Below are 23,764 nucleotides of genomic sequence, written 5' to 3' on the forward strand. Positions count from 1 at the left end.
ATTATGAACATAAGTTTTAATCAACTTCGAGTATTACAGGCTGTTGCCAAGCATAAAAGCTATACGAAAGCAGCCAAAGAGTTAAATATGACTCAACCGGCAATTTCAATTCAGATCAAGAATCTTCAGGATCAGTTTGAAGTCCCGCTGATTGAGACTCTGGGAAAAAAGATTCACATTACTGAATTTGGTTTCGAGCTGGTAGAAACAGCCGAGAGAATTTTTTCGGAGATGGATTTGATCGAGCAAAAAATGCTGGAATTGAAGGGACTGTTGGCGGGTAAAATCAGAATTTCAGCTGTCTCTACCGGCAAATACATCATCCCCTATCTGGTATCAGACTTCATGAAAATCAATCCTCATGTGGAGATCAGCCTAGAAGTATCCAACCGATATAAGGTTTTGGCACATTTGGAAGAAAACACAACTGATCTGGCCTTGGTCTCCCTTTCCCCAGAAGACCTTGACCTGCAAAGCATCTCCTTAGCCGAAAACCGCCTATTCCTTGTCACTTCCCCTCAAAATGCGGAAGAATACCAGAAGTATATCGACAACAAAGAATTTTCAAAAATCCCGTTTATCCTTCGGGAGAAAGGTTCTGGTACCCGGTTGCTAATGGAAAAATTTTTCAAGAAAAAGGGGATTGACCCTACCAGTAAAATGGAGCTAGCAACCAACGAGGCGGTTAAACAGGCCGTTATGGCTGGACTAGGGGCCTCCATTCTTTCGGAGTTTTCAATGACGCAAGAGGTGAAAGACGGAAGGATTTCCCTGTTAAATTTCTCGGGAATGCCAATTACTGCCGACTGGAAACTTATTTGGATGGAACAGAAAAAGCACTCCCCCGCTGTCAAGGCATTTATCCGATGGCTCGAAGAGAATAAAGAGCAAGTCATCAAAAATCATTTCAGCCAATTTTGATTAAAATCAAGTCCAAGTAGAAAAGCGCTATATTTGCGCCTCTAACCAAACAAAAAAGCATGAAGGCATATGTTTTTCCGGGCCAGGGGGCCCAGTTTTCAGGAATGGGAAAAGCCCTTTACGAAGAAAATCCAACCGCAAAAGAACTGTTTGAAAAGGCGAATGAAATCCTCGGATTCCGGATCACCGATATCATGTTTGAAGGTAGCGACGAGGAGCTGAAGCAAACAAAAGTTACCCAGCCCGCCATTTTCCTTCACTCTGTGATTTTGGCCAAAACCACACCGGATTTCAACCCTGACATGGTTGCCGGTCATTCCTTGGGGGAATTTTCTGCTTTGGTTGCCAATGGCACCCTTGCTTTTGAAGATGGACTGAAACTGGTTTACCAAAGAGCAATGGCCATGCAGGAAGCCTGTGAAATCAACCCGTCTACCATGGCCGCAATCCTGGGGTTGGCAGATGATAAAGTCGAAGAAATCTGTGCCGAAATCACCGATGAGGTGGTGGTACCTGCCAACTACAACTGTCCAGGACAATTGGTGATCTCAGGTACAAATAAAGGTATTGAGATCGCCTGTGAAAAAATGAAAGCTGCCGGTGCCAAAAGAGCATTGCCTCTTCCAGTAGGCGGAGCATTCCATTCTCCTTTGATGGAGCCAGCAAGAGAAAAGCTTCAGAAGGCTATTGAAGCCACGCAATTCAATACGCCTATCTGCCCAGTTTACCAAAATGTAAGCACCACCGCTGTAAGTGACGTCAGTGAAATCAAAGCAAATCTTATTGCCCAATTGACCGCACCGGTAAAATGGACACAGTCTGTTCAGAATATGGTGAAGGACGGTGCAACCCAGTTTGTAGAATGCGGACCGGGAAAAGTTCTTCAGGGACTGGTCAAAAAAATCCATCCGGAGGCAGAAGTTTCCGGGCTATAATCCCAAAGGCTGTCTTCAAAAAAGGCAGCCGTTTTTATTTCTCAAAAACCCAAACTTTGGAAGGGTCCTGACACTCCTCAAGAAGTTGACTCACCGGTTTTTGGAACACCGGATGAATCCAATCCGGCAAGATTTCTGCCAAAGGAGCCAATACAAATCTCCTATCCTGAATGAAGGGATGGGGAACCGTCAGGTCAGAAGTGTGGATCTCTTCATTTTCCCAAAAAAGAATATCAATATCCATAGTCCTATTCCCCCATTTCTCATTTCTTTTTCTTCCCAGCTTGTTCTCTATTCCTTGGATAAAAACCAAAAATTCGTTTGGGGAAAGATTGGTTTCCACTAGTACAACCTGATTCAAAAAATTTCCCTGAGCCACCTGTCCCCAGGACTCCGATTCATAAACCCGGGATTTGAGCAGGACTTCACTTTCAGCCTCAAGTTCCCCAATGGCCCGATGGAGAAGCCCCTCTCTGTTCCCTTGGTTTCCGCCTAGAATCAATACTGCTTTAAAGGTCATCAGGTGCAAGGGGCAAAGTTTTAATACTAAAACAAAATAGGTTAATTTGCCCGCTAAAATACTTAATTATGAAATTCTTAGGAAACGTTTTGGCCGTTTTGGTAGGCCTGATCATTTTCAGCATTTTGAGCTTTTTTATTCTATTTGGCTTCATTGGATTACTTGCGGTTTCCGGAGAAAAAGGCGTTCAGGTAGAAGAAAACTCCATCCTCCATCTCAATCTCAACGGAAGAAATTTGGTAGAACGAACTTCTGACCATGAGTTGGATCTTGGCCCCTTTGCAAGCCCATTTGGCAGAGATGCCTCTGCTGGCTTAGTCAATTTGAAAAAAGCCATTCGTGAAGCAAAAACCAATGAAAAGATCAAAGGAATCTATCTAAACTCAGGATTGGTTCTTTCCGGTCAGGCCAATCTCCTTGAACTCAGAAATGAACTGGAAGAGTTCAAAACGTCTGGAAAATTCATAGTAGCCTACGATGAAGCGTTTAGCGAAGGAGGATATTATCTGGCTTCGGTAGCTGACGAACTATACATCAACCCCATGGGAGGCATTGATTTCAATGGGCTTTCTTCTCAAGTGATATTTCTGAAAGGACTTTTTGATAAAGTGGGCATCAAGCCAGAGGTTTTCCGTGTGGGAGAATTCAAAAGTGCCGTGGAGCCGTTCATTCTGGATAAAATGAGTGATGAAAACAGACTTCAAACTCAATATTTCCTGGATGACATCAATTCGGAAATGCTACGTGCAGTTGCAGAATCCAGGGACATTCCCCTTGACAGCATTACCCTGATCAACAAGCAAATGTTGGTAAGAAAACCAATCGATGCGGTCCAATTTCGACTGGCAAATGCTCTGGCCTATGAGGACGAAGTGCACCATATCCTCCGGGAAAAGTTGGGACTGGAGGAAGAAGATGTGATCCCCTCCATCAATGCAACTGATTTGGCTTCAATCGCCATATCAAGCAACCTCACATCAAAAAACCGAATCGCTGTAATTATCGCCGAAGGTGAAATTATGGATGGAAACGCAGAGGGAGTGATCAGTTCTGAAAAGTTTGCCAAAGAAATCCGCAACGCCAGAAAAAATGAAAGCATTGACGCTATCGTTTTGAGAGTAAACTCCCCAGGAGGCTCCATCCTCGCTTCCGATGTCATTTGGAGAGAAATGTCCGAAGCCAAAAAGACCAAACCTGTGATTGTTTCCATGGGAGAAGTAGCTGCTTCAGGTGGATATTACATTTCCGCTCCTGCGGATACCATCGTAGCCCAACCCAATACCATAACCGGATCCATTGGCATATTCGGACTGTGGTTCAATATTCAGGAGCTGATCAATGACAAGTTAGGCATCACTACCGACGAGGTTTCCACAGGAGACGTTTCCGACTTTATGAACCCCACCAGGGAACTAACAGAAGTAGAGCGATCAATCATCCAGAACTCCATTGAAGAAGGTTACGAAACCTTTATCAAGCGCGTGGCCGAAGGTAGGGGAATGAGTCCTGAAGAGGTCAAAAAAGTTGCCTCAGGAAGAGTTTGGACTGGAAACCAGGCCAAAGAAAGAGGTTTGGTGGATGTATTGGGAGGACTGGATACTGCCATAGAAATCGCAGCTGGAAAAATCGGTGCAGACGGGGATTATCATGTAGCCTATTATCCAGAGCAAAAAACCTGGTTTGAAGTATTATTGAGTGATTTGAGCAATGATGTAAATGTATCTCTCTTGAAGTCCCAACTCGGAGAGCATTTTGATTTCTTCAACCAAGTTCAAAAAGTGAAAAACTACCAGGGCATTCAGGTTCGGATGCCCCAGGAAATCAAGATCAAGTAAAACAAGAAGCCCTGAAAAAATTCAGGGCTTCTTGCTTTTATCACTTCTTCTCTCCCTTATCTAGGCCTTTTGTTTATCAGTAAATTTCCTGCCACGATCATGGTAATTACTCCTGCTATGCTCACAAACCCAACTATACTCCCGCCCAAAGGCTTTTCTAACCAGATCGAAACGAAATGACCAATGACAACAATAAGTCCCATACTAATGAAAGTAATAAAGGCAAAATTGGGCAAGCCGTTATTTATAGCATTTTCTTTTTCTTTCTGCGACAAGCTGTTGTAACCCGCCAATAGACCTGGAAACATTTTAATTAAAATACCAATTGCGACAAAGCTTAATCCTGTTACTAAAATCCCCATAGTTTCCTTTTAAAAATCAATGTTACTAATTGAACTTTAACAAATTAAAAAAAAAGAACAAGTCTTAGTTTAACTTTTGGAGCAAAATCTTCCAGGCGGTTTCCACATCACCTCCTTCCAGTATTTCTTTCGCATACCGGTGAAGGTGGTCAATCCAAGAATCCGGATCATTTCTAAACCTCACTCTCATTTCCTCTATCAAGGATGATTTTCCATAAGCCTCCAATTCCTCATCTGTAGGAAGGACTTCCACATTTCCCAATCTCCCCAAATTGTTACCGGTGAGCACCGGACTGTTTCTGATCTCTGCAGGAATTTCATCCACACCAATCCCCATAGTTCTTAACGGCTTGGGAATTTCAAAAAGAGACTCTCCATGGCTCCTCGAGTACCAGTTTCCTCCCAGTCTTGCCACCAAATCCAGCTTGGACGGACCAATTACTCCATCCGAATCCAAAATCTCCTCATCCACATGGGCAGCCAAAACTTCACAGATTACCAGATTTCCTCCTCCTCCCTGCTCTCCCAATGGCTTTACTTCATTGACTTTACATTCAAACGCGATCTTTGCCTCTTTCACGCGAGGAGGCTTGACCAGCTCAGAGGCTACGGCAGTCAATCCTGCTTTTTTGAATTCATTCACTCCTTTTGGGTATTCTGTACTTGCCAATGACATCTGCTCCACCAACCCATAATGTACCACATGGATCACCACCTCGGGCACTTCTTTTACATTTTCCAGGGTGTGCTTGGTAGTATTATCCCGAACTCTCCTAGAGGGAGAAAAAATCAAAATCGGAGGATTTGTACTGAACATATTAAAAAAACTGAAGGGACTTAAATTCACGTTCCCTTCCGCATCAACCGTACTGACGAAGGCGATGGGCCTTGGAGCAATACTTCCCTGAAGGAAGGTTTGAAATTCAGGAACTGTCAGGTCTTTGGGATAAATGGTTTTCATTTGATCAAATTAAAACTGAATTTTAAGAGATAAACAATTTGAAGCGAATAAGTTTCCCTTTTATGACACAGTCCTCATTCAAAACACTGATTTTGTGCATTTTTCTTTTAGCTGGGATTTCGGTCTCCGGGATTTCCCAAACCCATCAATTTGCCACCTTTAACATCCGCTGGGACAACTCCAACGATGTCGGAAATCTTTGGAAAGACCGACTCCCCCATGTTGCAAACCTGATCCGTTTCCATCAAATCGGGTTATTTGGAACACAGGAAGGTCTAAACCATCAAATCAACCAACTCAGTGAAGCATTGGGGTATGACTATTTGGGAGTGGGCAGAGATGATGGGGCCCAGAAGGGAGAGTATACTGCTATACTTTTCGATGCCAAAAAATACCAACTAGTGGATCAAGGAACCTTTTGGCTTTCTCCCACCCCAAATGTTCCCAGCAAGGGTTGGGATGCTGCGTTAAACCGGATTTGTTCCTGGGGAAAATTCAAAGACCAAATGAACAAGGTTTTCTATGTGTTCAATATCCACTATGATCACATTGGTCAGGAAGCAAGAGAAGAGAGCAGCAAGCTGGTAATCCAAAAAATCGGGGAAATCAATAAAGAGAATCTGCCGGTGGTTTTAATGGGTGATTTCAATGTCACGCCGGACAATCCTGCCTATTCCACCATTACTGAAAGTCCGGGTTGGAAGGACAGTAGGCTTGAATCCGATATTCCTTCCTATGGACCGGCAGGGACATTCACAGGCTTTGATTGGGAAAAAATGCCAGATGGCATCATTGACCACATCTTTTTCAAAGGGAATATAACCATAATCCGTCATGGAATTCTAACTGATAATTATGGAAAAAAATATCCCTCGGATCATTTCCCTGTAATGGTCGAATTGAGCTGGTAAATGAAAAGAGGCCCGTTAAACTGATTAACGGGCCTCTTTTTATGTTGGGAATTAAGAATTCATCAACTCCTCAATTTCATCGGCTTCTATCGGGATATTTCTCATCAGGTCAAAATATCCATTTTCCTGAACTACGATGTTGTTTTCCAAGCGTATTCCCATTCCTTCCTCAGGAATGTAAATTCCCGGTTCTACCGTGAATACCATTCCCGGGGTGATTGGGCCATACATAGTCCCCACATCATGGACATCCAAGCCCAAGTGGTGGGAAGTTCCATGCATAAAATACTTTTTATAAGCTGGCCAATCCGGGTTTTGGTTTTTGATAGCAGTTTGGTCCAAAAGTCCCAACCCAAGCAACTCGGACTGCATGATCAAGCCTACCTCTTTATGATACTCCTGAATGGTGACTCCCGGCCTAAGCATGTTCATCGCTTCCTTCTGAACACGCAGCACTGCATCGTACACCGCTCTTTGACGGGCAGTGAATCTTCCGCTAACCGGAATGGTTCTGGTCATGTCCGCATTGTAGTTCCCATATTCAGCAGCCAAATCCATCAAGAGCAAATTACCATCCTTACAGGCTCTGTTGTTTTCGATATAATGAAGTACGCATGCCGAAGGCCCGGAGGCAATAATTGGCTCATAGGCAAAACCATTGCTGCGGTTCCTGACAAATTCATGAAGGAATTCTGCCTCGATTTCGTATTCCCAGACTCCCGGTTTCACAAACTGGAGAATTCTTCTGAATCCCTTCTCTGTAATATCACAGGCAATCTGAAGCTGGTCGATTTCCTCCTGCTCCTTTGCACCTCTCAACTCATGCATGATTGGGGCCAATCGATGGTACTGGTGTAAAGGATAACGCTCCTTGCAGGACTTGATGAATCTTGCATCTCTGGTTTCAACAACCACTCCAGCTCTCAGGTGCTCATTGGTATTCAGGTAGACATTCTCAGAAAGTGCCATGACCGTATTGAATACCTGATCAAATTGGTCCACCCATTGTATATTTTTGATACCACAAGCTGCCTCAGCCTCTTCTTTGGTATACTTGTGCCCCTCCCAAATAGCAATGTGTTCGTTGGTTTCCCTCAGGAAAAGCACTTCCCGCATATTTGGATTCGGGCAGTCAGGGGCAATCAGCAAAATAGTTTCTTCCTGGTCGATCCCACAGAGATAAAACAAATCGTTGTTTTGCCGGAAGCGCATAGTGCCGTCGGCATTGGTGGGCATATTGTCATTGGAATTGAAAACTGCAACGGAGTTTTTGGACAGTTTAGCTGCCAATTTTCTCCGGTTCCTCTCATAAAGTTCTTTTGGTAGTGGTGTATATTTCATATTCAAATTTAATCGGATTCCTGATTGATTTTTACTAATCCGTTTAGGCAAACGAAACGTTTTTCTTTTTGGTTGTTTCGCATGATTTCCAGGTTCTCCTCTTGATCTGTCCAGCTTTCCACATGGTACAAATGATATTGAACAGCGAGGTTTCGCAAGGATTTCAGCTGGTAGCCAAGTCCCTGAAATCTCCAAAGCAGATCGGCATCTTCTCCCACGGCAGGTTTCACATAATCCTCATCAAAACCATTGATCGCTTCTATTGCCTTCCGGTGAAAAGACATGTTGCAACCTTTCAAATGCCTCATTTTTCGCATTGAGGGCAAAAATCCCAAAAGACCTTTTGGTTCGATAAAAAGCCCTTCTTCCACAAATCCCCCTCCCCGTTTTTTAATGGCAGAGAAATTCCGAAGAATGTACCCGTTCATCTTCTTTAACTGAATTTCTCCCCAAAGGAGCTTGTTGCTACTCTTTTCATCCAGCTTGATCCGCTTTCCTGCGAGAATGCATTGCTCTTCAGCCATTTTCCAGTGAAACTCCATAAACCTGGAATGAAGCACACAATCTCCATCGATGAACACCAACCAATCGCAATTGGCGGCTTGGATGGCCCTGTTCAAGGCCCTGTTTTTCCTCCAGCCAATATCCTCTTGGGTCAGATGGAGCAAGGGAAAGGGCAAATCATATTGGTTTAAAAAGTCACGCATCTCTACACTGTCACCATCTTCGGACACTATCACCTCAAAATCCCGAAAGGTCTGCTCTTTCAGGGATTTCAAAACTCCATCCAAAAACAGGGTGTTTTTATATACAGATATGATCAGGGAGCAACTGACATTCTCAAGTTTGGTCATAGAAACTCCGGAGCCAAAACCCCGACTAATGTTATGATAAAATAAGTTTGCAAACTGAAACTTAACTTTGCAAACTTAACATTACTATTCAGGAGTTAAAAAAGATGGATTTTTAACTACCTTGACTTCTAATCAGGGCAATATTAAATGTATCAAATCAAGGAACTTGCAAACGGTATTCGAATCGTCCACCAGGAGGTCACACACACAAGACTGGTTCATTGCGGGTTTATTTTGAATATCGGTAGTAGGGATGAGACCAAAGAACAGGAAGGTCTCGCGCATTTTTGGGAGCACATGGCCTTCAAGGGCACACAAAAACGAAAAACCTTCCACATCATTAACAGACTGGAATCCCTAGGGGGAGAACTGAATGCTTATACCACAAAGGAAAAAGTGTGTTTTTATGCCTCAGTTCTCAAAGAACACTATGGGAAGGCGGCCGAACTTCTACACGACATCACGTTCCACAGTACCTTTCCACCCAAAGAAATAGAAAAAGAGAGACAGGTGATTTTGGAGGAAATGGCCATGTACCGGGATTCTCCTGATGATTCTATCCAGGATGAACTGGATGAACTGGTTTTTGAGAATCATGCTCTGGGCAGAAATATCCTGGGTACCGAGGACACCGTTGCCAATTTCAAGCAACAGGATTTCTTTGATTTTATATCAGGAAGACTGGACACCTCCCAGGTGGTTTTTTCCATAGTCGGAAATATTTCCTTCGAAAAAGCACTGAAAGCCATTGAAGGACCACTTTCGGAAATCCCCCCAAAAAGAACCCTCTACATCCGAAGCGGATTTCATGATTATACCCCAAAAGTCAAAACCGTACAAAGGGACGTCACCCAATCGCTCTGTGCTATGGGGAGAACTGCCTATTCCCAACATGATACAAACCGCTACAAACTCTTTCTACTCAACAACATCCTGGGCGGCCCCAGCATGAACAGCCGCTTGAATCTGGCCTTGCGGGAAAGACACGGTTATGTTTACAGCATTGAGTCCAGTTATCAACCCTTTTCCGACACAGGATTCTTTGGGATTTTCTTTGGAACAGAAGAAAAAACGCTCAAAAAATCGCTGACAATTGTCCAAAGAGAACTACAAAAACTCCGAACCAAAAAACTGGGGACTCTCCAGCTTCATATGGCCAAGGAGCAGGCAATTGGACAAATGGCAATGGCCGAGGAAAATTACGCCGCCTTAATGCTGGTTTACGGAAAAAGCCTCATCGATCACCAAAAAATAGATCCACTGGAGCGTATCTTTGAACAAATTAAATCAACCACTGCAGAGGAGCTTTTGGCAATCGCCGACGAAATATTCGACCCTGAGCAGCTTAGCTACCTCACCTACTTACCGAATTAAACCATGGATTTTATTGACCCCGCATTAGTAGCCTATTGCGAAGCCCATACCACGGAAGAAGATTCTCTTCTGAAAAAAATCACCCGGGAAACCCAGATGAAAGTCCTCATGCCCCGAATGCTGTCTGGACATTTGCAGGGGAAGCTTTTGGAACTATTTGTCAAAATGAAGCAGCCCAAAACCATTCTGGAAATCGGGACCTACACCGGCTATTCTGCAATTTGTATGGCAAGAGGATTAAACAAAGACGGCAAACTCATCACCTTGGATATCAATGATGAATTGGAAACGATGGTCAGGGGATTTTTTGAAGAAAGTGGACTTTCCAGCCAAATTGATTATCGCTTGGGAAATGCAATGGAAATCATCCCAAATTTACCCGGCCCCTTTGACTTAGTCTTCATTGACGCGGACAAAAAAAACAATGCCAATTATTTCCAACTCGTTCTAGAAAAGCTTTCTCCGGGTGGTATTATCCTTGTGGACAATGTGTTATGGTCAGGAAAAGTAGTTCAGGACACAGGCAAAAAAACCGACAAGGATACTCAGGCAATTCTGGACTTCAATCAATTAATCCAGGAAGATCCAAGAGTGGAAAATTGCCTATTGCCTATACGAGATGGAATAATGATGATCCGCAAGCTCTAAAAACGAAAAAGAGGAATCATTTTTGCTCAGTTTGCTCAAGTCATCAAGAAAGCAGTTTGAGCATGATTTTATGGAAACGCCTGGCTTCAGGCTTTGGACTTGGTTTATTTTTAGTGCAGAGCCTCTTTGCACAAATCCCACAGGTACCGGCAGAGATGGAATTTGCCGACCTCATCATCCGGATCAACCCCCAAGCACGGAGGGAAATCCAGTTGGATGTGGATGCTCAATATAGAAATCCAGCTTACCTCAAAGTAAAACAGGAGCGGGTCAACCTGTACATGCCCATCGTGGAGCGTGAACTCCGGGAAGTAGGTGTACCTGAGGACCTCAAGTACCTGGTTATCCAGGAGAGCAGCTTGATTGCGGATGCAGTTTCCACATCCAATGCCGTAGGTTTCTGGCAGTTCAAACAGGGAACCGCGGAGGAAGTTTTTCTTCGTGTGGACAATCAGGTTGATGACAGAAAAAACATTGTAAACTCCTCTCGTGGAGCGGCCCTTTACCTAAAAAAACACAATCAAACTTTTGACAACTGGATGTGCGCCCTTGTTTCCTACCAGATGGGATTGGGAGGCGCAAAGGCATATTTTGGCGACCAGTACAAAGGAAAAAGGGTCATTGATATCGATCGGAATTCCCATTGGTATTTCAAAAAATTCCTAGCCCACAAAGTGGCATTTGGAAGTAATACTACTTATCTCACCAGTAGCAACCAGCAACTTGTAGAAGTGCAGGTCCAGGGCCCTACCAACTTCGCAACCCTATCCAAAAAATACGGGGTTTCCGAAGAGCATTTGAAGGAATTCAACAAATGGACTCCCAACGGAAAGATCCCTGCAGGCCGAACTTTCTCCGTGGTCTTTGTAAAAGAAGGAAAGCTTGAAGTCAAACCTGCAGTCATCCGACAGGAACAAGCACCAAAAAAGGCAAGTCAAGAAACAGCTACCTCCAAATACTACACCGCATACAAGCGCGCCGATTCCTATCCTAGAATCGGAGGAAATACAACCCGGGCCTCCCAACCTGATCAAATCACAGTAAATGATCTGGACGGGGTGCAGGCAGCATCCACCACTTCCCAGTCCAAGTTTGCCGATCAAATCGGTATGAAGGAAAAAAAATTCAGAAAACTGAATGACTTGGATGCTGGTGAACGAATCGAGCGGGGTAACTACTACTATACCGAAAAGAAAAAGTCCAGTGCAGAAGTAGAAACCCACGTGGTCATGAAAGGGGAAACGCTCTGGAGCATTTCACAAAAATACGGCATCAAATTATCCTCCCTAAAGGCAAAAAACCGCATCCGTAACGACCGAGAACTTAAAGTCGGCATGGTGCTGAACCTTCAGGAGCACCGAAAGCGCGGTGAGTCCATCCCAGTGGTTCATATTGAACCTAGCCCATCACAGGTACGGATTGCTGAAGCAAAGACTGAACCCATAAACACCAACCCTAGAATAGAACCCAGCCCTGCACCCAAGCAGTCCGCTTCTTCTCAAATCACCCATGTGGTGGCTAAGGGGGAAACCCTGTATGCCATCAGCCGAAAATATGGAGTAAGCGTAGATCAGGTAAAAAACTGGAATGGGATAGGAGCCCAAAATATCATCTCGATTGGGCAGAAATTGGTTATCTTCAAGCCCTGAAGTCAGTAGCTTTCCATGCAAAAATTTATCCTGACCCTAGGACTTAGCCTCTTTTGCCTCGGCAATATTCTACTTGCACAAGACCGGAAAATCATCCCCGATACAGTTTTAATTAACGGGGATACCTTGCTCATGCTTGGAGATTCCCTTTTGATTGAAGAACCTGTGAAGGAAATTTTCTGGAAAACCGGGGGCAATTACAACCTCAATATCCAGCAGGTGACCCTGAGCAACTGGGCGGCAGGGGGGGCCAGTTCTTTTGCTTTGACTACCGGCGTTTCGCTGTTTGCCAATTACAAAAAAGACAACAAAGTCTGGGACACCCAATTGAACGTGAACCTGGGATTTAACCGGCAAAGTGACCGGGACTTCAAGACCCGAAAGACCAATGACAACTTCACCTTTGTCAGTAATTACGGCCGGGAGCTCTCGGAAAAACTCTATCTCTCCACCCAGCTGGATGCCAGAACCCAATTACTGGAAGGTTTCAAGTACTCCAGACCCTCGGGAAGTGAAAATGATATCCGAACTAAAATATCGGACCTCCTCTCCCCGGGTTATGTTCAGTCCTCCACGGGTTTGAACTACCGGCAGACCTACAAGGACAAGGGCAAGATTTCTGTGATCCTCTCTCCTTTTACCGGACGATTCACCATCGTCATGAATGATTCTTTGAGCCGGGCAGGAGCTTTTGGTGTCAGCCCCGGAGAAAACGTACGAGCAGAAGCAGGTATGTCTTTGGCGACCTCCATTACCGATTTCACCCTGATGGAAAATGTCACCTGGAAGGCGAATCTGAACCTCTTTTCCAACTATGAACAATTTGGGAACATGGTCGTCAACTTCAACTCCATCGTCCGTCTGAAGGTCAACAAGTATATTTCTACCCGAATTGAGACGGCCCTGATCTACGATGAAAAAGTATTTATCAAGCAGGATGACGGAACTTCCAAACAGGCAGTTCAGCTGCAAAACTTAATCAATTTTGGGGTGTCCCTGGATTTTTAGAGGTCGGTTTCCAATCCGAATTTTTTCCGGAACTCCTTCAGGGCCGGGTGTTTGTCCAAAAGAAAATTAAACTTGTCGGAATCAGTGTAGAGCTTGGATTTCAGAGACTGGACTTCCTCTTTGGTTTCAAGTGAGATTCGGAAATTACTAGCTCCAGTGACAGCGCGGATCACATTGATCAAATCTGGCTTCATGCTATTCCCCCTTTCCTCCTGCACATGTCCCATGACCTCGAGGATCACCTCATCCTCCCGGACACGGATGGGCTGGTTGAGAATGGCCAGTTCCAGGTTTTTCTGCTTTTTTTTGAAATGCTCCAGGATTTCGGGCAAGTGCTGATCCAAAAGCTCCTGAGTCAGTTTGACCTTGGATTCCAAGGTAGGCACAAATTCAAGTGGGGCTTTGGTTTGGGTTTTAGCCTCTGCCTTTTTCTCCATTTCCCTGATCAGATTTTTAGTCTGGGAAAGGCTGCTGGGAATAGAAACTGTTTTCTGAACCGGACTGGATTTAGAGACGGCAGGATTTTTTGTAGGAGAAGAGGAAACGGGAGAAGATACCTTTTCAGGCTGTTTCAGACTTTTTTTTTTGAATCCTCCACTGCCAAAGCAGCAAGGCTCAGTGCTTGGGGCAACTTGGCAATTTTCATCAAAGCCAATTCCACATGGAGACGCTGATTTTTACTGGTCTTGTAGTGGATATCACACTGATTGGCGATGTTCAATGCTGAAAGCAAAAATGACTGGGATGCCGCCTGGGATTGGGAGATATATTTCTCTTTTGCAGCTTCCGATGCTTCGAGCAGGTCCAAAGTCACCTGATCCTTAGAAACCAGCAAATCCCTGAAATGCTCACAAAGTCCCACGATGAAGTTGTGACCGTCAAAACCTTTTTTCAGAATCTCGTCGAAAATCAACAAGGTTTGGGCGATATCTCCTGCAAGAAGGGCATCCACCACCTTGAAATAATAATCGTAATCCAGAATATGGAGATTGGAAATCGTCTCTTGATAGGTGACCTTTTTTCCTGCTGAATAGGTAACGATCAGGTCAAAAATAGACAAGGCATCTCTCAGCGCCCCATCGGCTTTGGTTGCAATCAGCCGAAGCGCCTCTTCCTCATGATCCACATTTTCCTTTTCCGCAATGTATTTCAGGTGTTCCGAAATATGCTTGATCTGAATTCGGTTGAAGTCAAAAATCTGACATCTGGAAAGAATGGTCGGAAGGATTTTATGCTTCTCGGTAGTTGCTAGGATAAAGATGGCATATTTGGGTGGCTCCTCCAGGGTTTTCAAAAACGCATTGAAAGCCGCTGCGGAAAGCATGTGAACCTCATCAATGATGTAGACCTTGTACTGGCCCTTTTGGGGAGCGTAACGTACCTGATCTACCAGATTTCGGATGTCATCCACGGAGTTGTTGGAGGCGGCATCCAGTTCGTAGATATTGAAGGAACTGCTGTTTTGGAAAGAAACACAGCTATCACAAGTGCCACAGGCCTCAAAATCAGAGGTAACATTCTCACAGTTAATGGTTTTCGCCAAAATACGGGCACAGGTAGTCTTGCCCACTCCACGTGGACCACAGAAAAGGAAAGCCTGAGCCAGGTGATTGTTTTTGATAGCATTTTGCAGCGTCGTGGTAATATGCTGCTGTCCTACTACACTCTTAAAATCTGCCGGTCTGTATTTTCTTGCCGAAACGACGAAATTTTCCATCGCTGCAAGATATAAAAATCTCCATATTCCGGGAGAAAGAAATTGGGCATTCTCCGACAATTTCTGTTAAACGGCTGAATATCTGCATCATGAATTCCATCCCTGCAAAAGCAAAAAGAAAGGGAATCGAATGGAACCAATTTTCTATTAGCTTTGTCTTCCAATTGAAAAATGGGGCTGACCGGTTTTGACAGTAAGTGTAAGGATCGGGCTCGCATGCAGGCTGGAGTATGTACGGCCTTGAAAGATTCATACGAACCATAAATGGCGAAACTTCTTACGCCATGGCTGCCTAATCTACCCTTATAGGATAGATCGCTTAAAGGGTTGAGTCACCAACCGTGATTCCCCGGCCACATCTCACCATCCGTTGTCTGATCCGGGTGGATCCGAGGTGTCGACTTGATCGGGCTGCGGCTTGTGATGCGATTAAGCAAGCTTAAGTTTCAATCGCTAAGCCAAACTCAGGTGTGTCACCCAGCATAGTTTGGTCGAAAACCCAATCGGTGACTAAGCATGTAGACGGTACGGTGTTTCCTTATCTGGACGCGAGTTCGAATCTCGCCAGCTCCACAACTTGAACAAATTAAGCCCTGTAAAACATTAATTTACAGGGCTTTGTTTTTTTATCTATTTTTCAGTGGCAATGCAGTGGCAAAAGCCTGTAGATATTCCAAAAACCATGAAATAAAAGAAGGCAGTATTCAACCTTAAGGAGCAAAAAGCATGAGAATGGAAAAGAAAAAGGAGGAATTGCTTCCCCCCTTTATTTCTTATCCATTTCCCCTCAATATCTCCATAGGGGGTTGGTTGATGATTTTTCTCCCATTCAACCAACCTAAGACAATGGTCAGACCTGTGATGCAGGCATAGAGCATCAAACCCTCCAGCCAAGCTCCACGGAATTTCATTTCAAAGACAAATACACTCAGCATCCAAGTAGCCAGAAAAGAAAGCATCAATCCTGAGAGTGAAGCCAAGGAACCCAAAAAGAAATATTCCAAGGTATTGATCTTACGAACTGTTACGGAACTTGCCCCTAGCGTCCTCAACAAAATACTTTCCCTCATCCGCTGATATTTGCTGATAATCAAAGAAGAAATCAAAACCAAAACCCCTGTGGCTATGCTGAAAAAAGCCATAAACTGAATTACAAAGCTGATTTTGCCGAGAATTTCTTCCAGGGTTTCTACAATGGTCCCCAAGTTGATGATGGAAATATTCGGGAAGGAACGCACAATCTCAGCCTGCACTTCCCCAGCCTCCCGGTCGGTTTTGGTTTTGGTGATCAGTACATGAAATTTCGGTGCCTGCTCCAAGACTCCATTGGGGAAAAGAACCAGGAAATTGGTAGATACCTGATTGAATTTCACATCCCGGAAGCTCCCAACATAGGTTTTTATAGGCCTGCCTTGCACATTAAATTCGACCTCATCTCCTATTTTCAAATTATTTCCTTCAGCAAATCCTTTTTCAAAACTCACAAAAATAGAATCCCCTCTGCTGCCGGTTGGGATGAGTTCACCATCCGTAAGGGTTTCGGAGGTAATAAGCGTGTCTCTATAGGTTACTCTAAACTCCCGGTTATACAGCCAGCGAGAGTAATTTTCTTCATCCGGAAGCTCTTCATTTTCCCGCTTATCGATCCCATTGATCTCATTCAATTGCATGGTGACGATCGGTACTTCCTGAATGATCCTCAAACCCCTTCCTGTGATCCTATCCTTCACATCTTCCAATTGAGAGGATTGAATATCGAATAGGAGCATATTCGGCTGATCCTCCTTGTCTGCAAACCTTGCCTCTTCCAAGAGCTGGTTTTGCAAGAAAAAAAGCGTGCTGATCATCGCAGTACCCAAGCCAATGGTTGCAATTAGGGAGATGGTTTGGTTATTGGGTCTATACAAATTGGCTAAGGACTGTCTTACTGTGTAGCGTAGTGAAATCGGCAAAAACCTCCTTACAGCCCACATAATTGCTTGTCCCAACAACCATAACACTCCAAAGGCAAATACCACAAATCCCGTAAATCCAAAAGCGAAATCTACTCGATTCAATTGAAGAAAGCTGAATATCCAGATAAAGGCTATGATCCCTGCCAGAACCAACCATCTCATAGGATCTTTGATCATGGAGGATTCTGCTGCTTCGGGTCTCAAGGTAGCCATAGGCGATACATTCCTGACCTTCAACAAAGGCAATAAAGCAAAGAGAAGCGACACAAAAAGCCCTGTAATGATCCCAAATCCAATAGAAAGCCAGGAGATTCCCACGGTCACTTCCACTGGTAAAAAGTCCGCAAAAACAGAAGGGAGCACATATTGGAGGATAGTCCCAAGCAAGGCGCCCAAAGTTGCTCCTGCGAAGCCCATCACAAGGATCTCAAGTAGATAAATCAACAAAACATCCCTTGACGAAACTCCCAGACATCTCAGTACTGCCACAGAGGCCAGCTTTTCCTTTACAAATACATTTACGGCAGAGGCCACGCCTACACATCCCAATAATAAGGCAATGAAAGCAACTAGGCTCAGGAAGTTGGAGAGGTTCCCAAATGATCTTCCCGTTGAGCGTTTTCTATCCTCCACCGTATCCGCATCCACGCGGTCCATTTCCCACTGCTCCTTGAATGGCTCAATGAGGGCTTCAACATCTGTCCCTTCAGCAAATTGGAAATAGCGATTGTACCGGACACGGCTTCCGTACTGAACCAACCCCGTACCTTCCAGGTATTCCATGGGAATATACACTGCTGGGGCCACAGTGGCCGTGATGCCGGTTTGACCGGGAACTCTTTGAAGTTCCCCGACAATTTGGAATTCGAGTTCTCCAACTTTGATTCTATCTCCAACTACGGCATTAAACTGAGCCATCAGGACCTTTTCTACCAAAGCCTTTGCCCCCCCGCTTCTGAAATCCTCCGCCCCATCTACTGGTATGGTTTCCAGACTACCATAAAAAGGAAAAGCACCTTCCAATGCCCGGACTTGAGTCAGCCGACTAGCTCCAGTGCTTGGAAAGGAGACCATGGAGGCAAAATTGACTTCCGAAGCCATTTGGGTAGCCAAAGAGTCAATGGGCTGATCTCCCACCGGCTTATTATTATCCAAAACCAAGTCAGCCCCCAAAAGCTCCTTGGCTTGATTGTCAATGTCCTTGGTCAGGTTTTCCCCAAAAGAATTGATCGCCACCAAGGCTGCAATCCCGACTACAATGGAGGAAACAAACAACAATAGGCGGGACACATTTTTCCTGAAATCCCGCATAGCCATCTTACTAATCCATCCAAAATCAGGCATGGGCATCCTCCTGTATTTTTCCCCCTTTGATTTGAATGATTCTTTGGGTCTTTGCCGCCAGTTCCAAATCGTGAGTCACCAAAACCAATGTAGTTCCTTGTTCCTTGTTCAGGTCAAAAATCAACTTTTCAATCATTTCCCCTGTCTCTGTATCAAGATTGCCAGTTGGTTCATCAGCAAAGAGAATCTTAGGTTCGTTGGCAAAGGCCCTGGCAATGGAAACTCGCTGCTGTTCTCCGCCGGAAAGCTGAGTCGGATAATGACTCGCCCGGTCTCCGAGTCCTACTTTTTCCAAAAGCTCCTGCGCCTTTTGTCGGGCGTCTTTTCGTTTTTTGAGTTCCAGGGGAACCATGACGTTTTCCAGAGCGGTCAAGGTAGGAAGCAATTGGAAGTTTTGAAAAATGAAACCTACGTATCGGTTTCGGACTGCAGCCCTCTGATCTTCGGAGAGATTTTCAAGAGCCTCCCCATTGAGAATTACCGAACCGCTACTTGCTGAATCCAGGCCGGCGCAAAGTCCCAGCAAGGTGGTTTTACCACTTCCCGAAGGTCCAACAATCGAGATCGCCTCCCCCTCGGCAATATCAAAATTCACATGATCCAGAACCGTCAGCTTCCGGCTGCCGCTTTGATAAGTTTTACTCAGATTTTTAATAGAAAGTATATTCATTGAAAAAGGGTCGAATTGTAAATGTTTTCAGTAAAACGGAAAGGTAGGGGCTTTGTTGACCGGCTACAGATTATTCTTTTGAAAATCATCCAAATAAAAGAAATATGAGCAACGAATCTAAAAACAGAAAGTGGATTCGGCTAAAATCCGGTCTAAAAGGCCATTTCTTTCTATTCAAATAAAAATAGAGCAGGATTCCAGAACTTTTTTCCTTGAATTTCTTTATTAATCCTAAGAGATTTAAAGCATGAATTATAGCAAGCAATTACCGAGGGCAATTTTGGCCCTCATTATTTTGAGTATGGGATTCTTTTCCTGTGGAGAGTCCGAAACTAAAAAGAACAACCTATCAGAAACCTCAACTGAATCCACTGAAATCGTACCAGAGGAAAAGGCTAAAACCATTCTGTTTTTCGGAAATAGCCTGACCGCAGGATATGGAATCGATCAGGAGGATTCATTTTCCGGCCTGACCCAAAAACGAATTGACAGTTTGGGATACAACTATAGAGTGATCAACGGAGGCTTGAGCGGGGAAACTACCGCAGGAGGCCTGAGCCGCTTGGACTGGTTTCTGGAAGACCGTCCGGATATTTTCGTTTTGGAACTGGGGGGAAATGACGGTTTGAGAGGAATACAACTGAGCGAAACTCGCCGAAACCTGGAAGGAATCATCGACAAAGTCAGGGAAAAATACCCTGAAACCATCATCATCCTTGCAGGAATGCAAATTCCACCTAACATGGGTCAGGAATACACTGAAGAATTTAAAACCATCTACCCCGAGGTGGCCCGAGAAAAAAATGTGACACTGATCCCGTTTTTACTGGAAGGAGTGGCTGGGAACCCGGAGCTTAACTTACCGGATGGAATCCACCCAACAGAAGAAGGTCATAAGATCGTTTTTGAGACCATTTGGCCATTTATTGAGAAGTTACTTTAAACTGCCTAAATATTCCACGGTTCTGAAAAGCATCATATCTTTTCAGAACCGCTTTTTTATCCTTCAATTTCGAATTCTTCCAGCAATCCAATTTCGCTTCCTCTAATTTCAAAAGGAGAATTTTTTATCCTATATTTTCAACTTCATTAAAATTTTTCAAAATGAGCTTTCAAATCAAAACTTCCGGAGAGCCCTACGACGTCATCATCGTTGGTTCCGGAGCAGGTGGGGGCATGGCCTCCAAGATACTTTCCGAAGCTGGACTCGCCGTAGCAGTAGTAGAAGCTGGAGGGGATTTTGATCCTGCGAAAGATGAAGACAGAACACAATTGAGGCCACCATGGGAATCTCCTCGAAGAGGTGCCGGAACCCGGATCCGTCCATTCGGCGACTTTGACCAAGCCATTGGCGGATGGGATATAGAGGGAGAGCCGTATACCCGAAAAAACGGGACCCAATTTGACTGGTTCCGATCCAGAATGGTGGGAGGTAGAACCAACCATTGGGGTAGAATTTCCCTTCGTTTTGGCCCCAATGACTTCAAAAGAGCAAGCATTGACGGATTGGGTGACAACTGGCCCATTGGATACGATGATCTCAAGCCTTACTATGACAAGGTAGACCAATTGATTGGGGTCTTTGGAACCAAAGAGGGCATCTACAATGAGCCTGATGGATTTTTCCTTCCTCCTCCCAAACCAAGATTGCATGAACTCTTTATAAAAAAGGGAGCGGATAAGGCAGCAATCCCAATGATCCCTTCCCGCCTTTCCATGCTGACTCGCCCCATCAACAATGAGCGGGGAGTCTGCTTCTTCTGCTCCCAGTGTAACCGTGCCTGTCAGGTGTATGCTGACTTCTCTGCAGGAACCTGTCTGGTACACCCAGCCATGAAAAAAGGAAAAGTAGACCTTTATACCCATTCCATGGTCCGCAAGGTAACTACCGATGACCAAGGAAAGGCAACCGGGGTTTCTTTCGTCAGCAAAGTGGACATGAAGGAATACAAACTCCGGGCACGCGTGGTAGTCCTTGGGGCATCTGCCTGTGAGTCCGCAAGAATCATGATGAATTCAACTTCCAAGTCACATCCGAATGGAATCGGTGCAGATTCGGGAGTATTGGGAAGATACCTGCACGACTCTACGGGAGCTGATAGAATGGGAATCATGCCTGACCTGATTGACCGGGACCGCTACAATGAAGACGGAGTGGGTGGTATGCACATGTATACTCCATGGTGGCTCGACAATAAAAAGCTGGACTTTGCAAGAGGCTATCATATCGAATACTGGGGCGGAATGGGCCAACCAGCCTATGGTACAGGCGGAAGCATGGATTCCATGCGTCAGTATATCAAGGATGAGTTTGGAAATCCAAGCCCGAACGGGGGGTATGGTGAAGGATTGAAAAAAGACATTCGAAGAATTTACGGTTCTACTTTGGGAATGTCAGGTAGAGGAGAAAGTATTCCTCGCTACGACAACTACTGTGAAATCGACCCTAATGTGGTTGACAAATATGGAATTCCAGTTCTTAGATTCAACTACAATTGGACAGACCAGGAAATCAAGCAGGCCAAGCACATGCAGGACACCTTCGAAGAAATCCTGACCAATGCAGGAGCGATCTTGTTGGGTAAGAAACCCGGACCGGAAACAAAATATGGTTTGGCAGCGCCGGGAAGAATCATCCACGAAGTGGGAACCACCAGAATGGGAAATGATCCGAAAAGTTCCGTCGTCAACTCCAACTGCCAGGTACATGACTGCAAAAACCTGTTCGTAGTAGATGCAGGACCATTCGTATCTCAGGCGGACAAGAACCCAACCTGGACCATTTTGGCCCTCTCCTGGAGAACCTCAGATTACATTGTTTCAGAATTGACAAAGAAAAACATCTAAGCCATGAACAGAAGAGAAAACCTAAAACTACTCTTTGCTGGCTCCTTGGGAGCGGGCTTATTGATGACAGGATGCGAACCTGAGGAGGCTCCTGTTCAGGGACAGGTATTCACCGGAGGCACACCGGGAGGAAGAACCGAAGAGGAAAAAATAAGAGATGCCAAATTGCTGGCTGAAAAGTTTTTCACGGATGAGGAACGAAAAAAACTGGACACCTTGGTAGACATCATCATGCCAGCTGACTCCGAATCACCCGCTGCTACAGAATTAAAAGTGACGGATTTCATTGACTTTATGATGGTCGATCAACCGGGAAATCAAACCCGCATGAGAGGGGGACTGATGTGGTTGGATTTTGAGGCAGATGAAAAATTCGGAAAACCTTTCAATGAACTCAGCCATGAGCAGGTGATTGAGATTGTGGAGGAAGTAGCTTGGCCTGACAAAGCCAAACCTGAATATGAAGGAGCCGTAAGATGGTTCAATCTGTTGAGGAACCTGACTTGTTCAGGATATTTCTCCACCGAAGCCGGTTGGAAATACATGGGCTACAAAGGCAACCAGCCCAACGTATGGGATGGGGTTCCTCAAAGTGTCCTTGATAAACACGGGCTTGCAAACCCCGAAAAATATGCTGATCTGTATCTCAAACCCGAGGACAGAGGCAAAATAGCCCAGTGGGATGAAGAAGGAAATCTCATCGGTTAAACGGTACTGAAACTTTAAAAAACCACGGCTAGAAACCGTGGTTTTTTCATATAGTTGTATTTTCCCGAATTCAATTGATCAAATCATGATAAAACGGTTTTCAAAAGCCACTTCTTGGTGTGCCCTGTTCCTCCTTCCATTACTTTTCGCATGTTCTAAAAGTGTCACTATGACCAGGCTTATGCCGGCGCCTGTATCTGTCCCAAATGAAATTCAGAAAATTGTAATCGTAGACCGAACCAAGCCCCAAAACGAGACGATTTCAATTATCGAGGGAATGATGACCGGAGAGCTGCCATTCGAAGTCAAAAACTCCATCCAAGCGACACTTTCTTCACTTCAGCAAAACCTCAACACCTCCCCAAGATTCGAGATCATACGAGCCAATGACCGCCTTACGGGAGGTCTATTCGGACAGGAATTTCCGGATCCACTGAGCTGGAGAACTGTTGGTCAACTTTGCCAAAAGTACCAAGCAGATGCCGTACTCACACTGGAGATGTTCAGTTCGGACTTCATAGTCACCGACAAGCAACAGATGATCAAAAAGGTGATCACCGAAGGTAAAACCAGAAGGACCATTGAGGTAATGGGCTATCGTTTGGAAGGAATAGCCTCGGTCAGTGCAGGCTTCCGCCTTTATGATCCCCAAACCCGGTCGATCATTGATCAGCAAAGGTTTGAAAAAACAAATACCTGGTCTGCTGAAGCTGAAACCAAAACCCAAGCCATGGCACTCTTGATTGCAAAAGCAGATGCTACACGGATTGTGGGAGAAATGGCCGGTGCTGGTTATGCATCCAAAATCGCCCCTATGTACAGGAATATTTCCCGCCAGTTTTATCCAAAATCCAAAACACATCCTGCAGTGGCCCAAGGTGCACGATTTGCGGATGTAGGGAAATGGGATGAGGCGATTGAAGTATGGGAGGATGCCCTCTACAATGCCGATGACAAATCCGGGGGTATGCTTTGCTATGATATAGCTGTAGCTTATGAAGTTTTGGGGATTTTAGAGTTGGCAAAAGAATGGGCTGGAAGAGCTTATACTGATTACGGACTCAAAAAAGGGAGGGATTATGTCAGAACCCTTAACTATGAGATTTCCAGGGAGGAGTTGGTGAACCAACAAATGAGTCAATAATTTTTTAGGTAAACACTTGAAAATAAACGCTTGATTTAGTTTATTAAGAAAAAATCAGGC

21 protein-coding genes and 1 other RNA gene are annotated in these 23,764 nt (G+C 44.7%); 13 read left to right on the top strand and 9 right to left on the bottom strand.

All coding sequences use genetic code 11. The annotated features are described in order from the left end of the window. Nucleotides 1-3: 3 nt before the first annotated feature. Together P2G54_RS06800 and fabD are read left to right on the top strand one after the other, a co-directional pair. On the top strand, nucleotides 4-921 hold the full coding sequence (locus P2G54_RS06800) for a LysR family transcriptional regulator (RefSeq protein ID WP_275869494.1): 918 nt from the start codon (nucleotides 4-6) through the stop codon (nucleotides 919-921). A 59-nt stretch (nucleotides 922-980) separates the two neighbouring features. Further along, the gene (fabD, locus tag P2G54_RS06805; protein WP_275869496.1) at nucleotides 981-1,856 is read left to right on the top strand and encodes an ACP S-malonyltransferase; all 876 of its coding nucleotides are present in this window, start codon (nucleotides 981-983) and stop codon (nucleotides 1,854-1,856) included. A 34-nt stretch (nucleotides 1,857-1,890) separates the two neighbouring features. Here the strand turns inward: fabD and folK are convergent, their stop codons facing one another. Further along, a complete protein-coding gene (gene folK, locus P2G54_RS06810; protein ID WP_275869667.1) occupies nucleotides 1,891-2,376 on the bottom strand; it encodes a 2-amino-4-hydroxy-6-hydroxymethyldihydropteridine diphosphokinase in 486 nt (161 codons plus the stop codon). 68 nt (nucleotides 2,377-2,444) lie between these two features. Here folK and sppA point away from each other — a divergent pair, with 68 nt between their 5' ends. Continuing rightward, nucleotides 2,445-4,211 (top strand): signal peptide peptidase SppA, encoded by a 1,767-nt coding sequence (gene sppA, locus P2G54_RS06815; protein WP_275869498.1) that lies wholly within the window; start codon nucleotides 2,445-2,447, stop codon nucleotides 4,209-4,211. Nucleotides 4,212-4,267: 56 nt separating this feature from the next. Here sppA and P2G54_RS06820 read toward each other — a convergent pair whose 3' ends face one another. Together P2G54_RS06820 and P2G54_RS06825 are read right to left on the bottom strand one after the other, a co-directional pair. Beyond that, on the bottom strand, nucleotides 4,268-4,573 hold the full coding sequence (locus P2G54_RS06820) for a DUF3784 domain-containing protein (protein ID WP_275869500.1): 306 nt from the start codon (nucleotides 4,571-4,573) through the stop codon (nucleotides 4,268-4,270). A gap of 64 nt (nucleotides 4,574-4,637) precedes the next feature. Continuing rightward, on the bottom strand, nucleotides 4,638-5,534 hold the full coding sequence (locus P2G54_RS06825) for a flavin reductase family protein (RefSeq protein WP_275869501.1): 897 nt from the start codon (nucleotides 5,532-5,534) through the stop codon (nucleotides 4,638-4,640). Between the two features lie 62 nt (nucleotides 5,535-5,596). Here P2G54_RS06825 and P2G54_RS06830 point away from each other — a divergent pair, with 62 nt between their 5' ends. Then, nucleotides 5,597-6,445, top strand: a complete 849-nt coding sequence (locus P2G54_RS06830; RefSeq protein WP_275869503.1) for an endonuclease/exonuclease/phosphatase family protein — start codon at nucleotides 5,597-5,599, stop codon at nucleotides 6,443-6,445. 51 nt (nucleotides 6,446-6,496) lie between these two features. Here P2G54_RS06830 and P2G54_RS06835 read toward each other — a convergent pair whose 3' ends face one another. Then, nucleotides 6,497-7,786, bottom strand: a complete 1,290-nt coding sequence (locus P2G54_RS06835; protein WP_275869505.1) for an aminopeptidase P family protein — start codon at nucleotides 7,784-7,786, stop codon at nucleotides 6,497-6,499. An 8-nt stretch (nucleotides 7,787-7,794) separates the two neighbouring features. Continuing rightward, nucleotides 7,795-8,640: a glycosyltransferase gene (locus P2G54_RS06840; protein ID WP_275869507.1), complete on the bottom strand. Its 846-nt coding sequence runs from the start codon at nucleotides 8,638-8,640 to the stop codon at nucleotides 7,795-7,797. 147 nt (nucleotides 8,641-8,787) lie between these two features. Here P2G54_RS06840 and P2G54_RS06845 point away from each other — a divergent pair, with 147 nt between their 5' ends. The 4 genes from P2G54_RS06845 to P2G54_RS06860 all read left to right on the top strand — a co-directional run bounded on the left by P2G54_RS06845 (nucleotide 8,788) and on the right by P2G54_RS06860 (nucleotide 13,319). Then, on the top strand, nucleotides 8,788-10,014 hold the full coding sequence (locus tag P2G54_RS06845; protein ID WP_275869509.1) for a pitrilysin family protein: 1,227 nt from the start codon (nucleotides 8,788-8,790) through the stop codon (nucleotides 10,012-10,014). Nucleotides 10,015-10,017: 3 nt separating this feature from the next. Further along, nucleotides 10,018-10,662 carry an O-methyltransferase gene (locus tag P2G54_RS06850; protein ID WP_275869511.1) on the top strand — a complete coding sequence of 215 codons (645 nt, stop codon included), beginning with the start codon at nucleotides 10,018-10,020 and terminating at the stop codon, nucleotides 10,660-10,662. A 62-nt stretch (nucleotides 10,663-10,724) separates the two neighbouring features. After that, the gene (locus P2G54_RS06855; protein ID WP_275869513.1) at nucleotides 10,725-12,311 is read left to right on the top strand and encodes a lytic transglycosylase domain-containing protein; all 1,587 of its coding nucleotides are present in this window, start codon (nucleotides 10,725-10,727) and stop codon (nucleotides 12,309-12,311) included. A 15-nt stretch (nucleotides 12,312-12,326) separates the two neighbouring features. Then, nucleotides 12,327-13,319 carry a DUF3078 domain-containing protein gene (locus P2G54_RS06860; protein ID WP_275869515.1) on the top strand — a complete coding sequence of 331 codons (993 nt, stop codon included), beginning with the start codon at nucleotides 12,327-12,329 and terminating at the stop codon, nucleotides 13,317-13,319. Here the strand turns inward: P2G54_RS06860 and P2G54_RS06865 are convergent. Together P2G54_RS06865 and P2G54_RS06870 are read right to left on the bottom strand one after the other, a co-directional pair. Beyond that, nucleotides 13,316-13,756, bottom strand: a complete 441-nt coding sequence (locus P2G54_RS06865; protein WP_275869517.1) for a hypothetical protein — start codon at nucleotides 13,754-13,756, stop codon at nucleotides 13,316-13,318. The genes P2G54_RS06860 and P2G54_RS06865 overlap by 4 nt on opposite strands. 134 nt (nucleotides 13,757-13,890) lie before the next feature. Continuing rightward, nucleotides 13,891-15,036, bottom strand: a complete 1,146-nt coding sequence (locus P2G54_RS06870) for a DNA polymerase III subunit gamma/tau (RefSeq protein WP_275869519.1) — start codon at nucleotides 15,034-15,036, stop codon at nucleotides 13,891-13,893. A 173-nt stretch (nucleotides 15,037-15,209) separates the two neighbouring features. Between P2G54_RS06870 and ssrA the strand changes: the two genes are divergently transcribed. Next, nucleotides 15,210-15,612, top strand: a transfer-messenger RNA (tmRNA) gene (gene ssrA / locus P2G54_RS06875). Nucleotides 15,613-15,809: 197 nt separating this feature from the next. Here ssrA and P2G54_RS06880 read toward each other — a convergent pair. Both P2G54_RS06880 and P2G54_RS06885 read right to left on the bottom strand, forming a co-directional pair. Continuing rightward, nucleotides 15,810-18,335, bottom strand: coding sequence for an FtsX-like permease family protein (locus tag P2G54_RS06880; protein ID WP_275869521.1), 2,526 nt, complete (start codon nucleotides 18,333-18,335; stop codon nucleotides 15,810-15,812). Continuing rightward, nucleotides 18,328-19,005: an ABC transporter ATP-binding protein gene (locus tag P2G54_RS06885; RefSeq protein WP_275869523.1), complete on the bottom strand. Its 678-nt coding sequence runs from the start codon at nucleotides 19,003-19,005 to the stop codon at nucleotides 18,328-18,330. Before P2G54_RS06885 ends, P2G54_RS06880 begins: the two co-directional genes overlap by 8 nt. 247 nt (nucleotides 19,006-19,252) lie before the next feature. Between P2G54_RS06885 and P2G54_RS06890 the strand changes: the two genes are divergently transcribed. From P2G54_RS06890 to P2G54_RS06905, 4 genes are all read left to right on the top strand, one after another. Continuing rightward, nucleotides 19,253-19,948, top strand: a complete 696-nt coding sequence (locus P2G54_RS06890) for an arylesterase (RefSeq protein WP_275869525.1) — start codon at nucleotides 19,253-19,255, stop codon at nucleotides 19,946-19,948. 161 nt (nucleotides 19,949-20,109) lie between these two features. Further along, nucleotides 20,110-21,852, top strand: a complete 1,743-nt coding sequence (locus P2G54_RS06895; RefSeq protein ID WP_275869527.1) for a GMC family oxidoreductase — start codon at nucleotides 20,110-20,112, stop codon at nucleotides 21,850-21,852. Between the two features lie 3 nt (nucleotides 21,853-21,855). Further along, the gene (locus P2G54_RS06900) at nucleotides 21,856-22,560 is read left to right on the top strand and encodes a gluconate 2-dehydrogenase subunit 3 family protein (RefSeq protein WP_275869529.1); all 705 of its coding nucleotides are present in this window, start codon (nucleotides 21,856-21,858) and stop codon (nucleotides 22,558-22,560) included. Nucleotides 22,561-22,645: 85 nt separating this feature from the next. Next, nucleotides 22,646-23,704, top strand: coding sequence for a DUF6340 family protein (locus P2G54_RS06905; RefSeq protein ID WP_275869531.1), 1,059 nt, complete (start codon nucleotides 22,646-22,648; stop codon nucleotides 23,702-23,704). Nucleotides 23,705-23,764 lie beyond the last annotated feature (60 nt).

The organism is Algoriphagus sp. CAU 1675, assembly GCF_029222925.1.
Taxonomy (GTDB): Bacteria; Bacteroidota; Bacteroidia; order Cytophagales; family Cyclobacteriaceae; genus Algoriphagus.

What these genes read in the sequence shown, in the direction of transcription:
- P2G54_RS06800 (WP_275869494.1), top strand. Translation starts at nt 4, where the DNA reads ATGAACATAAGTTTTAATCAACTTCGAGTATTACAGGCTGTTGCCAAG.
- fabD (WP_275869496.1), top strand. Translation starts at nt 981, where the DNA reads ATGAAGGCATATGTTTTTCCGGGCCAGGGGGCCCAGTTTTCAGGAATG.
- folK (WP_275869667.1), bottom strand. Translation starts at nt 2,376, where the DNA reads ATGACCTTTAAAGCAGTATTGATTCTAGGCGGAAACCAAGGGAACAGA.
- sppA (WP_275869498.1), top strand. Translation starts at nt 2,445, where the DNA reads ATGAAATTCTTAGGAAACGTTTTGGCCGTTTTGGTAGGCCTGATCATT.
- P2G54_RS06820 (WP_275869500.1), bottom strand. Translation starts at nt 4,573, where the DNA reads ATGGGGATTTTAGTAACAGGATTAAGCTTTGTCGCAATTGGTATTTTA.
- P2G54_RS06825 (WP_275869501.1), bottom strand. Translation starts at nt 5,534, where the DNA reads ATGAAAACCATTTATCCCAAAGACCTGACAGTTCCTGAATTTCAAACC.
- P2G54_RS06830 (WP_275869503.1), top strand. Translation starts at nt 5,597, where the DNA reads ATGACACAGTCCTCATTCAAAACACTGATTTTGTGCATTTTTCTTTTA.
- P2G54_RS06835 (WP_275869505.1), bottom strand. Translation starts at nt 7,786, where the DNA reads ATGAAATATACACCACTACCAAAAGAACTTTATGAGAGGAACCGGAGA.
- P2G54_RS06840 (WP_275869507.1), bottom strand. Translation starts at nt 8,640, where the DNA reads ATGACCAAACTTGAGAATGTCAGTTGCTCCCTGATCATATCTGTATAT.
- P2G54_RS06845 (WP_275869509.1), top strand. Translation starts at nt 8,788, where the DNA reads ATGTATCAAATCAAGGAACTTGCAAACGGTATTCGAATCGTCCACCAG.
- P2G54_RS06850 (WP_275869511.1), top strand. Translation starts at nt 10,018, where the DNA reads ATGGATTTTATTGACCCCGCATTAGTAGCCTATTGCGAAGCCCATACC.
- P2G54_RS06855 (WP_275869513.1), top strand. Translation starts at nt 10,725, where the DNA reads ATGATTTTATGGAAACGCCTGGCTTCAGGCTTTGGACTTGGTTTATTT.
- P2G54_RS06860 (WP_275869515.1), top strand. Translation starts at nt 12,327, where the DNA reads ATGCAAAAATTTATCCTGACCCTAGGACTTAGCCTCTTTTGCCTCGGC.
- P2G54_RS06865 (WP_275869517.1), bottom strand. Translation starts at nt 13,756, where the DNA reads ATGGAGAAAAAGGCAGAGGCTAAAACCCAAACCAAAGCCCCACTTGAA.
- P2G54_RS06870 (WP_275869519.1), bottom strand. Translation starts at nt 15,036, where the DNA reads ATGGAAAATTTCGTCGTTTCGGCAAGAAAATACAGACCGGCAGATTTT.
- P2G54_RS06880 (WP_275869521.1), bottom strand. Translation starts at nt 18,335, where the DNA reads ATGCCTGATTTTGGATGGATTAGTAAGATGGCTATGCGGGATTTCAGG.
- P2G54_RS06885 (WP_275869523.1), bottom strand. Translation starts at nt 19,005, where the DNA reads ATGAATATACTTTCTATTAAAAATCTGAGTAAAACTTATCAAAGCGGC.
- P2G54_RS06890 (WP_275869525.1), top strand. Translation starts at nt 19,253, where the DNA reads ATGAATTATAGCAAGCAATTACCGAGGGCAATTTTGGCCCTCATTATT.
- P2G54_RS06895 (WP_275869527.1), top strand. Translation starts at nt 20,110, where the DNA reads ATGAGCTTTCAAATCAAAACTTCCGGAGAGCCCTACGACGTCATCATC.
- P2G54_RS06900 (WP_275869529.1), top strand. Translation starts at nt 21,856, where the DNA reads ATGAACAGAAGAGAAAACCTAAAACTACTCTTTGCTGGCTCCTTGGGA.
- P2G54_RS06905 (WP_275869531.1), top strand. Translation starts at nt 22,646, where the DNA reads ATGATAAAACGGTTTTCAAAAGCCACTTCTTGGTGTGCCCTGTTCCTC.